The following is a 12,359-nucleotide window of genomic DNA, read 5'->3' as shown; positions in this document are numbered from 1 at the left end:
TACCCCTCGACTTGCATGTATTAAGCCTGCCGCTAGCGTTCATCCTGAGCCAGGATCAAACTCTCCGTTGTAAATGAGTTTGATTTACTGACTGTATCAAAGTTATTTGAAGTCCGAAAACTCCAAATACAAATTAACGTGTCAAAAAATCCAAATGTATTTTGCTTTCTGACTTACCTTTCGTTGTCACAACTTAATGTGACTGAATTGTGCTATTGTTTCCATACTTTCAAAGAACTTTATCACTATCGCCAGAACTAACTGACTAACATGAATTTCGCTGATACTCAAGGACTCGAACCTCAACCGGCGCCTCACCGCCATACCATCTATCTTAAGAACTTATCCCCTCTCTCCTCATCTTCGGGGTTGCAAAGCTACAAACCTTTTCTCATTCTAACAAAAATATTTTTGAAATATTTTTGATTTTTTTTGAACTAACTATTTAAACCTGAAGAACTTACCTGCTGTAGTATGCATTGCATCAAAGCGTTGCTTTATTTTTAAGCGGGCTGCAAAGATACAACTTTCATTTTGATTTCAGATACAATTTTCAAAAAATATTTTTCATTTTTGTATCAAAGTTGCGGTAAGATTATAAGCGGAATTTCCAACAAGTAATATTGGAATTCATTATGTAGATGCTGCTGAATGCTATACTGTGTCAGCGTTTCAGCGCTTTTTAGACCTTCTTTTTTTCTCAGAGAACTCATCCGTTTCACAAACGGAGTGCAAATATAGAACCTTTTTTCTGAACTGCAAAATTTATTTCAAAAAAAAGCAGTTTTTTTTTGCCTGGTGTCCGACAAGCCGGAAGCCGATACCCGAGTCCGCTTTATACAAAAAGAAAGTACGATCTGATACCGGCCAATCACTTTACCTGTGTGAACCACCTGCGTAAAAAGGGTTTTATTATTCAAAACTGCCACGGCATTTACCCCGAACTGGAACAACCCTCGCCCCATACCGATGGATATGTTGCGATTTCACAGGAAGTAAAAGGCTTTTCCGCAAACACGAATCTAACAAGCAAACCCAATATATCGGATAGCCGGTAGCCTTGTTTACTTCCGCTTCCAGGTTTCTTCTATTAAACGATAGCTGCCATCGGCATTGGTATATTTATACCGCATAACCAGCTCTCCCGTAGCCCGGTTAATATAGCTTTTGCCGGCGGTGGGGTGGTTTTCGATCGGATTGGAAATACTGATATATCCCGAAATGTCGATGGTACCATCCTGGTTAAATGTCAAAATCATGCGGGTATCGGCATAGTTGGCGAGGTTGGCTACATCATCGGTTCGTACACTGATGTAATTTATTTTATCAAGCTGTTTATCGATGTTAATAGCCGTGGTTCCGTCCAGGCTCCCATCGCTGGTGTAATTATACCGGGTACCGGTGGCGCGGTAGGTGTATTTTGTAGCCGTATCCGTATAGGGCGTAAACGCTATCAGGATCGTCGAATCTGCCGCACGGGTCCGGAAGGTATCAATGGTTGTCGCCGTTGGTCTGAAATAAGACCGGATAGCGGCTTTTGTTCCCAATTTATAAAACGGCAGCGTAACCGACTCCCTGGAAGTGATAGCGCTATCCAACGTATTGTCCTGCTTATAATAATATACTTTCGTATAAATATTGGTAGAATCGGATTTTGTCAGAAACAGCTTTACGGAATCGCTTCCAAAAATCTGGAACGGAACGGTATTAATTAAAAGCTGTTTGTTAAACAGCGAGGATTCATAAATAGGGCCATAGGTCCTGCTTAATCCGGATCGCTGTCCTATGGAACGGTTGCCCGCCGCATCATAGGTATACAATAAAAAGCTTTGAATATCGGACTCCTGGAGGTTTTTTGAAATGATGGTCCGGATGGTATCCGAGGTATTGCTGCTGCTGGCGGGGATGGTTACAGAGTCGCGTCCGTTATTCCAGTAAAGTACATATTTTGTAATACTAGGGTCGGGACTGGGGTTCCAGCTTACCCGGATGCGCAGATTGCCGGGCTGCGTGGTCATATTGCTGACCGTTCCGGTATAAATAACTTCTCCACTGTCCTGGAATTTTTTGTAATCATCAATTTTCCGGCTGCAACCAATAAAAAGGATACTCAGAACGAAACCCCCTAAAATTGTTTTTATATTGTTCATTGTTTCAAAAGCATTGATGGGTTAAGAAAGTTTTTTATCGGGGGTCGCCGTAAAAGGTCAGTTCCATAATATGGGCAAAATTGTTATCGCCGGCCCAGTTTTCTGTTACCACAATCCGCAAGAACCTTACCTTGGGGGCAGCGGGAGGTACGGTAAAGGGGGTACCGGCAAGCGCCCATGCTTGGTCCTCCGCGGTAAAGCCCGGAGGGGGCGTACCCGATGGCGGATTAGGATATCTATAATTAGCCATATTGACCCAATCGCCAATGCGATCGCCTTCGTTGGATTGATAGGGTGGCTTAAAATCGGCAGGACGTTCTTCATTGGATCCCCAAAGCGTAAACGATTTTGGATTACCATGCTGCCACAGGTAGCCGTTCCGTTGCCATAAAAGAAACCGGCTCAATTTGGCCGACACGCCCAATCCAAAACTTACCGTTACCGGTAACACATATTCCGATGGGGTTTGTGTAGTGTGCCAGCCCGTTCCCTGGGTATTGCCGTTCCACAGGTTGGGCGTATTCCAGCCAAAGCCAATGACGCCATCGCTTGGCAAATTATACACAAAGAACTTGGATTTATCGAGGGCTACCTCGTAGAGCGGAGCAATCGTTTTAAACAGAGTGTCCGATTGGTTGCCCCACTGGTCGGTGGCATAAACCCCTACCCGCTTGGGCAGCGTGTCAAAACCGCGGGATGTAAAATCAATATCTTTAAAATTATTAAACTGCTGCTGCCGGATGGTATATTTGCCAAAATAAGGATCGTCATACACCAGTACCACGCCTACATTTTTTTGCAGTGGATTATTACCGGCTATTCTTATCCCCTGAAAATCGGGGCTCAATGACAACGTTTTTGCCACCACCTTGTACACGGGCGTATCGGGGTTTACTTTTACCTCTACCGGATCGGATTCCACATTGGCCCTTGTAACCACTCTTAAGGCTACCGTATATTCCTTTTTTTCGGCAAATCCGTTTACCGTAAGGGTATCGGAATAGTAGCTTGATTTTGTTTCAAGACTGGCTCCGGTTTTATCATTAATCACATAATTGGCCTTTACATACAGGATCTGATCCGATTTGGGAAGATCGTAGGTGATATAGGCCCCACCATTGAAATTGGCAACTTTAATATTTGTAACCACCCCTGGCTTTGACTGATCGCCCGGGGCCGGCGTGTTAAAATCTGTAGTCTTGTTACAGGCAATTATCAGCAGGCCTGCAATCATTGTAAATATGGGTAAATATAACCGACTCTTTTTCATAACATTTTTTTTCATTGATTATTGCCAAAAAGGGCTCTGCACAAAGTTTTCATTGTTCTGTAATGCGCCGTCTGACAAAGGCCAAAAATAATCTTTGGTGGTAATGGTGGGAATAAACTGTGTAACGATCGTATAAAAATCTTCCGGTGCTTTTTGGAGAAAGGACCAGCCCTGGATGGGTTGCGCCATTACCTGTCCCCATTCTTTCCAGCGGCGCAGATCCCAACCCGCCCGGGCTTCAAAGCAAAGTTCAATCCTCCGTTCCTGGTGTATGATTTCGCGCAGCCCTTCTTTTGTAAGGGGCTTGCCGGAGTTGACGGCATAATTGCTCCAGGAAGATACCACCCCATCCAAACCTGCCCGGGCTCTTACACTATCCACATAGGCATAAACTTCGGCCGATGGGCCGGTACTTTCGTTCAGGCATTCGGCATATAGCAGGTACAAATCTGCCAGCCGCATGCGAGGCAATCTAAAGGACACCTGCGAAAAGCCATCCTTGTTGTAATTACTTAAATAATTTACCAGCTTTTTGGGCCAGATGGCGGTTACATTGATCCGGGAATTATCTCTTGGAGCTGCAGCCCCTCCCCCCTGGGCCTTTACAGACAATGCCTGGTCCGGGTTAAAAACACCATTGCCATACCAGATGGCGCCGTCAAAACCAATATTGGCATAGTACCGGGTCTCCCTGTCAAAATTGCCTTTAAGCGTCCGGTATCCCTGTGCTATCAGGTATTTGTTGGCGGCATCGCCCGTTACCAGTGTATAGCGGTTGGCATAGTCCCAGGTTTTGTCCTCGGCCATGGGCACCCCGTTTTTTGTATAAAAAAGATCCGTGGTAGCCAGGGTTACCGCCATGGTACCGGGCGCCGCGCCCAGGTTGGCATCGGAGGTGAGCTTTGGACAGGCATTGGCCTGCTGGGTAAATGTGGGGTTTAACGCCCAGATTACTTCTTTATTAAAATTCCATTTTTCGGTTACCGCGTTCTGAAGGGTCAGTTCCCTTAGCAGCACGGCGGGTATATTGGAAGGAATATTGGCCGGCGGAATAAATTGATACAGGGCAGCTCCGGCCGCCTCTGCCTGTTCAATGGCCTCCTTGCAGGCGGCCGCGGCCTTTGTCCATTTAGCCGGATCTGCGCTTGTGGAAAATAACGGCTGTCCGTCTACATTTTTATACCCGGCATAGTCCGAATTGCCATTGTACAGGGGGCTGGCCTGGGTGGCTAAAATTTCTGCTTTTACCGCATAGGCAACGGCTCTTGTAATACGACCCATCTCCCGGGTAAGATCCACAATCGCCACCGGAAGGCCGGGTATCGCTTCATCGATCAATTGTACGGCATAGTTAAAGGCCGAATCAACGGGCTGCCGCTTTACCTTAAATTCCTCGTTGGACGCGGTGATGGGCGGGCTTGTTTTATATACGGGAATGGGTCCGTAAATTTTTGCCAGGTAATAATGGTAGTAGGCCTTTAAAAATTTGGTTTCCGCAATCCAGCGTTCTTTTTCAAAGGGATCCAGGTCAATGGGCTTATCAATATTCTCCAGCATGATATTGCATCGGCGGATGGCATCAAAAACGGATGGCGCTCCATTTGATCCATCCCAAAAATTAAGAATGGGGTTGGATGTGTTTTGGGTGCCCCTCATTAACTGAAACCCGGGATCATAGAGCTTGGGGCCCTCGCCAATAACATTGGGGTACATGATTTCCCCCGATGTGGTAAAGGACGGATCCCGCGTTACATCGGCAAACTGCTGCAAGGTACTGTAGCAGCTAAACAAGTAGTTTTCCGCCTCATTGCGGTTACGAAAAGCATAATCCAATGTGCCCACATTTTCCGGCGTTACATCCAAAAATTTCTTACAGGACTCCATACCTCCGGCAATGGCCAGCACCAGGAGGATTTGAAAAAAATATTTTGCTTTATACATCATGTCCGATTAATTATTAGGTTCAATTATAAAGTAACCATGATACCCAGGTTATAGGTTTTTTGCAACGGGTAAATAAAGCCGTTGGCGGTGCCATCGCTGTTCTTTTGTTCTATATCCCATAATTTAAAATTGGAATAGAGCCAGAGATTGGATCCGTTGGCATAGATCCGGCAGGATTGAAGATGAAGGCGGCGGGCCGTATTATTAGGCAGGGTATAACCCAGTTCCACCAGCTTCAATCTTAAAAAACTGCCGTTCCGCATCCACCAGCTGCTGGGTTGCAGGTTGTTGGCAATCTGGTTAAAGCTTGTTCCCAGCCGGGGATAAAGAGCATACATATTTTGGTTCGACTCTGACCAGTAATCGTCTGCAATGCTCTGCAGCACCTGGGTAGAGGAATTGGTTCTGCCATCGTAAAGGAAGGGGCTGATGCTCCCAGGATTAATAAACAACGAAGTGCGCGCATTGCCCTGGAACCGGAACGAAAAATCAACGGAGCGGTACCGGGTTGCCGTTCCAAATCCATAAGAAATCTGGGGGGTGTTGGGCAAGCCGATGGGCACCATGTCTGCAACAGTAATCTGGCCATCACGATTAATATCCCGGTATTTTATATCGCCTCCCATGGGCCGGAAGCCGGAACCAAATACCTGTGTGGGAGAAGAAGCCGCTTCCTTATCATCCACAAACAACCGTTCTGCAATATACCCAAACTGCTGGCCTACCACGGTGCCTGTGCGGTGCCTCCATGGCTCGCTCAGGTATGCGGGCTCTTCATAATTCTCGTACAAAGATTCGGAATAAGTGAAGTTGGACATAAAGTCGATATACAGGTGATTTCCAAATGCCTGCTTATAGTTGGCCGAAAGATCCCAGCCGCTGGCTTTTACGGCGCCTACATTGGCCGAAATAGAGGCCTCCAGGCCGGCGGATGAGGGGATATTGGCCCTGCTTTGTAAGATGCTATTTCTTTTCTCCGTCCAATACTCCGCCACAATATCAATTTTTCTGAACAGGCTTAATTCTATGGCGTTGTTTGTTTTTAATGTTTTTTCCCAGGTCACATCCTTGTTTTCATAGTTCCGGATGGTTACCCCCGGGCGCGAGTACCCGTTATCCAACCCGAAAGTGGCCGGGTTGCCACCGGCAAGGTTCACATCCGACTGGTAAAAAAAGCGCTGGCTTCCGATCTGGTCGTTTCCGCTGTAACCAATAGTGGAGCGCAGCTTGAGGGTGGTAATAACATCGCCGATCCCGTTTTCCCAGAACTTTTCCTTGGATACAATCCAGGAAGCGCCGATTGTGGGAAAGAAACCGTAGCGATGACTTTCATCAAACCGTTCGGAGCCGTTATAACCAAAATTAAACCGCAGGAAATAACGGGTTTTATAGGCATAACTGGCTTCGCCCGCCAGGGTCAGGTTGCGGTAAGGCAGGGCATAGGGCAGTTCCGACTGTCCGGTAGAAGGGTTGATGCCATTGGCTTCTATCCGCTGCAGCCGGATCACATTGAGGTTGGCCCCCACTTCATGATCGCCCATGCGTTTTATATAATCCAGTGAGCCCTGGAACTGTACAATGGCATTGGCATTCTTGGTTCCGGGCGTAAAGCGCAGATACTCTGTAGCGGCGCCTCCATCGCCCCCCCCTGATGCGAGCCCGCCACCAAAAACATTACCGCTGGGCCGGTTATTGATCCAGGTAAGGTTGTAGGTATTGGAACCCCGGTCGTACCCATCGAGCCCAATCGTATAATAAAAAGGGTTGTAGGCGAGTGTATTGTCGAAATAGGAAAAACGCTTTACCGTTACAAACCCGTTAAAATGCAATCCCGGGGTAATTTTATCCAGCTTTTGATCCAGCTTAATGGTGGCCGTCATGTTGGAGTTGGAAAACCGCTTATACCCTCTTAGCATCTGTGCATAGGGATTCAGATATCCTACGCTTCCTTCAGCTGCGCCGTAGGCATTACCAAATAAAATATGCTGGGCCAGCCGGTTGGCTGAATCGGGTTCGTAATAAGCGGGAAACAGTACCGGGCTTGAGTGGGTGGCCATATCATACAAATCGGTGGAGAAACTGGCATTATTGGTGATAGGCCCGGTATATTCATTAAACACTCCCCACAGGTTTGCGGATAGGGTTGAAGACTTGGACAGGAAAAAATCAATATTGGTGCGCAGCTGGTAATTGGTAAATTTTAAATTATTGTCGAAGGTATTTTGTCCGCTGTTTTTTAAAATACCATTATCATTACTGTAAGAGCCGGAAATATAATACCGGGCAAACTCGCTTCCGCCGCTGATATTTACATTGGCTCGTTGGGTGGCGGTCCTCTTTTTGAAGAGCATATCCAGCCAGTCTACTGCGGGGTACACATATTTATTACTCCCCGGCGCATTTTGCATCGTTTGCTGTGTATTATAGATTTTATCGGCAGAAAAGGGGCGTGCCTGGGTGGGGTCCCGTGTTACCGTAGCCTCATTAAACATATTCATATAGGTGATGGGGTCGGTAAGCTTGATGCTTTGAGTAGGCTGTGAAATGGTTTGCTGCAGATCAAAATTGATCCGGGCCTTGCCCAATTTCCCCGTACGGGTGGTTACCAGTATTACCCCATTGGCGCCTCTTGCGCCATACAAAGAAGTGGCGCTGGCATCCTTTAAGATGGTAAAACTTTCGAGGTCATTTACATTGAGCCTTGCCAGCTCATCGTTGCTCACTTCGATATTGTCAATCAAAATGAGCGGATCTACCCGGTACCCGAAGGTGGTGACGCCCCGTATAAAAAAGCTTGAATTATCGAGGCCCGGCTGACCACTGGTCTGAAACCCGATAATACCCGCCGCCTGGCCCACCAATGCATTGGTGAGGTTGCTGGTGGGGATTCGCAGGTTGTCGGGCTTAATGGTAGTTACCGACCCTACCACGGCTTCTTTTATCTGCTTGCGCCCCAATGCCGTAACCACAACCTCATCCTGTGTGGATATAGCTTTTTGTGTGAGCGTAATTTTTAAATTAACTTCTGCCGTCTGCGGTACTTTATACAGGAAGTTATCGTAGGATACGGCAGAAAATACAAGCGTGGCACCCGGCACCACATCCAGTACAAAGCGACCGTTTGGATCTGTAGAAGTTCCTGTTTTTTCATTTCCCTGCACCACAACTGTAATGCCGGACAATGGCGTATTGGCCGAATCTACCACAGCCCCCACCACCGTTACTTTTGTTTGTGCAAAAGCATTTGCCGCTAAGAAAAGGAATAGTACAGGCAGCAAAAACTTCGTTACGTTCGTTTGTTTTGAAAAGTATGGCTTTCCCAATGCGATTTTTACCATCAGTTCTCAATTTGGTTTATTTTACAAAAAATTGAATGCAGATTACATAAAGCACCACCTCTCCCGTTAACCGTTAACCGGAATCATATAGCTGTGGTTTATAAAAATGTTTGTCCTTTACTAGTAAATAACTAAGGCAATCACTGTTAAATCTGCAATCGTTACAGGATTTTTAAACATTTACAGGAGTAAAGTTAGAGACGCCCTTATGGATGTAAAATAGCTTAAACTTTTATTTTGATGGATTATTTGATAATAGTATATTTCGAATATTTTCAATGATTGTTTTTTGCCTTTTCAGTGTAAAATCGCATGTTTAGATAGACTATCTTATTATTTAATGGATTATTTTATCGAAATTTATTTAACAAAACTTTATTTTTTATGTCAACTTTTAGGAGGAGGGATGGATTTCCGGGAGAAAGGATGATTCAAATTCCGGGATCAGCGGTCCGGCAAATACTGGAAAAAAATCCGATGTTACGGCAGCTATATATAAAGGAAATCGGCTATTTTCCAAAGGCCCTCTTTCATTATCGGGAGCGCAGAACGGGCTGTGCCGACAATATTCTATTTTATTGTATACAAGGAAAAGGATGGTATGTAGTGGATGATAAAAAATATGCCGTAAATGCCAATGAGTATGTTATTATACCCGCTACAAAAAAATACCTGCGGTATTGGGCGGATGAGGAGCAGCCCTGGACCATTTACTGGGTCCACTTTACCGGGGGCAATATGGACGCATTTAATAAAACCATGCATATTTCGCTGCATGCAGGCCCCAGCCCCATCCCTTTCAGCGAAACAAGTATTGCGCAATGGACCATTATTTTTGATAGCCTCAAAATGGGGCTATCTGCGGAGAATATCTGCAATGCGAACTTTTACCTGTATGCCTTGCTGGCTACCTTTCTTTTTCCCCAGCACCATATAGCCCGGCAGGAGCCTTCCTATAATATGATCGTAGAAAGTTCGATCAGCTTTATGCAAAAAAACCTGGATAAGCGGTTGTCGGTGCTGGATATTGCCATCATTAACAAGATTTCGGCGTCTTATCTTTCCAATCTTTTTCGAAGCTCCACCGGTACGGCCCCTATCGACTATTTTATACAGTTAAAAGTACAGCATGCCTGCAAGCTGTTGCAGGATCAACGTGTAAAAATAAAGGATGTGGCCCATGCAGTTGGCTATGACGACCCCTATTATTTTTCCAGGATCTTTAAAAAGCTGATGAATATTTCGCCGGAAAGTTACCGGGAGCGGAATGTAATTTAGGGCCCGCTGTTTAACCTGTACTCAAACAAATCAGGGTGCCGGTCTTACTTAAGCAGCAGACCCAAATTTAGATGGAATCAGCCGGCGCAAAGGCTACTTCTTTCAAAACCAGCCCATGCCCGGGGGCATCAAACCAGGCGGCGCCGCAACTTGCTTTTTTTATAACTTGTTCAAATTCATCCATCGTAAGCGTATGCCGTCCCACACGTAACATGGTGGCCACCAGGGCCCGCACCATTCCTCTTAAAAAGCGGTTGGCGGTTACCTGGTACAAAAAAAGATCAGCTTCCTGCATCCAAAAGCTTTCCATCAGGTTGCAGTTAAACGTTTTTACCTGGGTGTTTTTTTTGGAAAAACTGCTGAAGTCTTTAAAGCCCTTCAATAAGGATGCCGCCTGGTTCATGGCCTCCAGGTCCAGGGGGTAGGGATAAAAATAAGCAGTATCCGAAAGAAACGCATTTTTGAACTGGTACACTTTGTATACATAGGTACGGCTCAGGGCATCAAACCGGCTGTGGGCATCATCTGCAACCTGTTTAATTTCTTTTATGACAATGTCGGCAGGCAGTATTGCATTGAGGTTATAGATCCATTGAGGATCAAAAGACCTGTTCCAGTCAAAATGAAAAAAATTCTGGAGGGCATGCACTCCGCTGTCGGTACGGGAAGAACCGGTAAGCGCGAATTTTTCTTTGAACAATATCGTTAAAGCACGTTCCACCTCTCCCTGGATGGTTATCCCCGTGTCCTGGATCTGGAAGCCCCTGTAACGGGTTCCTTTATAAGAAATTTCTAAAAAATAACGCATCGCAAACCGGCGGGCCCGGGTCCTGTTGAACTATTTAATAAGGCTGTTGAACTTTTCTTTGTAATAGTTGTCTTTAATTTCCTCCTGCAGCGCAGCGAAATTTTCGGGGTCGGAAACATGCGCATGAGCCGCTTCGAAAAAATTATACTTACCGGCATTGGATAAGAACATGCTGCTGATATATTTTACCTGTGCACTGGTATAACATTTTGTTTTGAAAGCCTTGCGGGCTTCTTCAATCATCTGGTCGTCATTTTCCTTGCCGGCCATTTCCCTGCGCAGTTTCAGAAAGTCGTCCTCCGTAGCTATGAATTTACAGTTTCCGGAGGCTGTTGCCGCCACGGCCGTTTCCTTTTTTTCGGTTTTCTTTTCAGCGCTTTTGGGTTGCAGAGCTACCGGCTTTTTCTCCGTTGCGGGGGCTGCTTCTACTGTATTATCAACGGGTTTCTCCGCTCTTGTTTCTTCCTGTGGCTTAGCGGCCGCTGTAGCAGGTATGGTAATTTCAACCTGCTCTGCTTTTCCACCGGCACTGCGATCTTCATAAACAACTACCGTTCCCGTTCCGGAAGTATGCTGCGACAGCTTTACAACAGCGTCTTTACCTTGTTTTGCACTACTGACCTTTGGTGTTTTTTCCGGTTCAGGTTGAACCACCTCGGACTTATCTCCTTTTTCTCCGTTGTTATTGTCGGCTACCGGCGGGGTTACCACCGGTTTTTCCTCGGGTTTGGGCTGTTCCAGCAAAGACGGGTTATTTGCAGCCTTGGAAAGTACTTTTGTAAAATCACTAACGTTGCTGTTCGCTGCGGGAGCGGGCTCCTGCGGAACGAGCTGTTGCTGTGCCGGAGGCTGCTGAACCGGAGCCGGGGTTTGTACTGCTGCGGTTTCAGTGGCGGCAGGAACATCGGCCTTCACAACCGGCTTCTCTTCCGGTTTGGGTTGCTGGCGGCGGGGCTGTGGTTTGGGAGCCTCGGCTTTAGCCAGGGCTGCGGCCTCCTCGGCCGAAAGCGGCTTTTGCACATCCATGGTTTGCAGATCGAAAAGCGACCAGCCGTCTGCTCCAAAATTCTTAATGAGATAACCTTTATCTTTTGAATCGATCTTAAATTTAAAGGTCATTTCGGGGCTCTTATTATCCTGGAACCCAACAACCAGCCGGTAATCGCCATCTTTTAGCTGCGGCAGGATCAGGTATCCCGAGGAATTGGCCTCTATGCGCTGCCCGTTGATTTTTATAAAAAAGGGTTGGGCCGGTTCGGTTTGCAGGTAAACAAAATATTTTGATTGAACCGAATATTGTGCGAAAGAAATAAAGCCAGTCAGAAGAAAGATCACCGCCAGTAAAAAACGCTTATTCATGATTTATGTATTGTTCTATTTAATCCTATCAAAATGATTCCTTCTGACAAAAATAACGAATAATACGAGGTGGAGAATTTGAAAATGTGAAAATGTGGAAATGAGTCAATAGTCAATGGCTAATAGCCCATAGATCGGCGATCAGATCCGGGGCCGGCGTTCTGCACTGAGCATTCGGCCTTTAGCTATCAGCCTTCAGTCGACTACGTCCG

At 46.1% G+C, this 12,359-nt stretch carries 7 protein-coding genes and 1 rRNA gene; 1 reads left to right on the top strand and 7 read right to left on the bottom strand.

Annotated features, from left to right (window positions below; all coding sequences use genetic code 11):
* From GGU45_RS18675 to GGU45_RS18655, 5 genes are all read right to left on the bottom strand, one after another.
* Positions 1-71 (bottom strand): 16S ribosomal RNA (locus GGU45_RS18675); the annotation flags it as partial.
* Positions 72-1,064: 993 nt separating this feature from the next.
* Complete coding sequence (locus GGU45_RS18670; protein ID WP_435227321.1) at positions 1,065-2,150, bottom strand: DUF4998 domain-containing protein; 1,086 nt, start codon at positions 2,148-2,150, stop codon at positions 1,065-1,067.
* A gap of 34 nt (positions 2,151-2,184) precedes the next feature.
* A complete protein-coding gene (locus GGU45_RS18665) occupies positions 2,185-3,420 on the bottom strand; it encodes a DUF5000 domain-containing lipoprotein (protein WP_435227319.1) in 1,236 nt (411 codons plus the stop codon).
* Positions 3,421-3,438: 18 nt separating this feature from the next.
* Positions 3,439-5,364, bottom strand: coding sequence for a RagB/SusD family nutrient uptake outer membrane protein (locus GGU45_RS18660; protein ID WP_435227317.1), 1,926 nt, complete (start codon positions 5,362-5,364; stop codon positions 3,439-3,441).
* 23 nt (positions 5,365-5,387) lie between these two features.
* Positions 5,388-8,702: a SusC/RagA family TonB-linked outer membrane protein gene (locus GGU45_RS18655; protein ID WP_435227315.1), complete on the bottom strand. Its 3,315-nt coding sequence runs from the start codon at positions 8,700-8,702 to the stop codon at positions 5,388-5,390.
* A 477-nt stretch (positions 8,703-9,179) separates the two neighbouring features.
* Between GGU45_RS18655 and GGU45_RS18650 the strand changes: the two genes are divergently transcribed.
* Entirely contained in the window at positions 9,180-9,980 is an 801-nt protein-coding gene (locus GGU45_RS18650; RefSeq protein ID WP_435227313.1) for an AraC family transcriptional regulator, read from the top strand.
* A gap of 67 nt (positions 9,981-10,047) precedes the next feature.
* On the opposite strand, the gene truA is transcribed toward GGU45_RS18650, so the two are convergent.
* Both truA and GGU45_RS18640 read right to left on the bottom strand, forming a co-directional pair.
* Positions 10,048-10,788, bottom strand: coding sequence for a tRNA pseudouridine(38-40) synthase TruA (gene truA / locus GGU45_RS18645; RefSeq protein ID WP_435227311.1), 741 nt, complete (start codon positions 10,786-10,788; stop codon positions 10,048-10,050).
* A gap of 30 nt (positions 10,789-10,818) precedes the next feature.
* On the bottom strand, positions 10,819-12,147 hold the full coding sequence (locus GGU45_RS18640) for a DUF4476 domain-containing protein (protein WP_435227309.1): 1,329 nt from the start codon (positions 12,145-12,147) through the stop codon (positions 10,819-10,821).
* Positions 12,148-12,359 lie beyond the last annotated feature (212 nt).

It is taken from the genome of Niabella hirudinis (genome assembly GCF_051201075.1).
Classification (GTDB): Bacteria; Bacteroidota; Bacteroidia; order Chitinophagales; family Chitinophagaceae; genus Niabella; species Niabella hirudinis.
Note: the sequence above shows the minus strand (reverse complement) of the source record. Positions and strands in the feature narration are given on the sequence as shown.

Excerpts from the sequence above, each read along its gene's own strand:
- truA (WP_435227311.1), bottom strand. The coding sequence starts at position 10,788 with ATGCGTTATTTTTTAGAAATTTCTTATAAAGGAACCCGTTACAGGGGC.
- GGU45_RS18660 (WP_435227317.1), bottom strand. The coding sequence starts at position 5,364 with ATGATGTATAAAGCAAAATATTTTTTTCAAATCCTCCTGGTGCTGGCC.
- GGU45_RS18650 (WP_435227313.1), top strand. The coding sequence starts at position 9,180 with ATGTTACGGCAGCTATATATAAAGGAAATCGGCTATTTTCCAAAGGCC.
- GGU45_RS18665 (WP_435227319.1), bottom strand. The coding sequence starts at position 3,420 with ATGAAAAAGAGTCGGTTATATTTACCCATATTTACAATGATTGCAGGC.
- GGU45_RS18670 (WP_435227321.1), bottom strand. The coding sequence starts at position 2,150 with ATGAACAATATAAAAACAATTTTAGGGGGTTTCGTTCTGAGTATCCTT.
- GGU45_RS18640 (WP_435227309.1), bottom strand. The coding sequence starts at position 12,147 with ATGAATAAGCGTTTTTTACTGGCGGTGATCTTTCTTCTGACTGGCTTT.
- GGU45_RS18655 (WP_435227315.1), bottom strand. The coding sequence starts at position 8,702 with ATGGTAAAAATCGCATTGGGAAAGCCATACTTTTCAAAACAAACGAAC.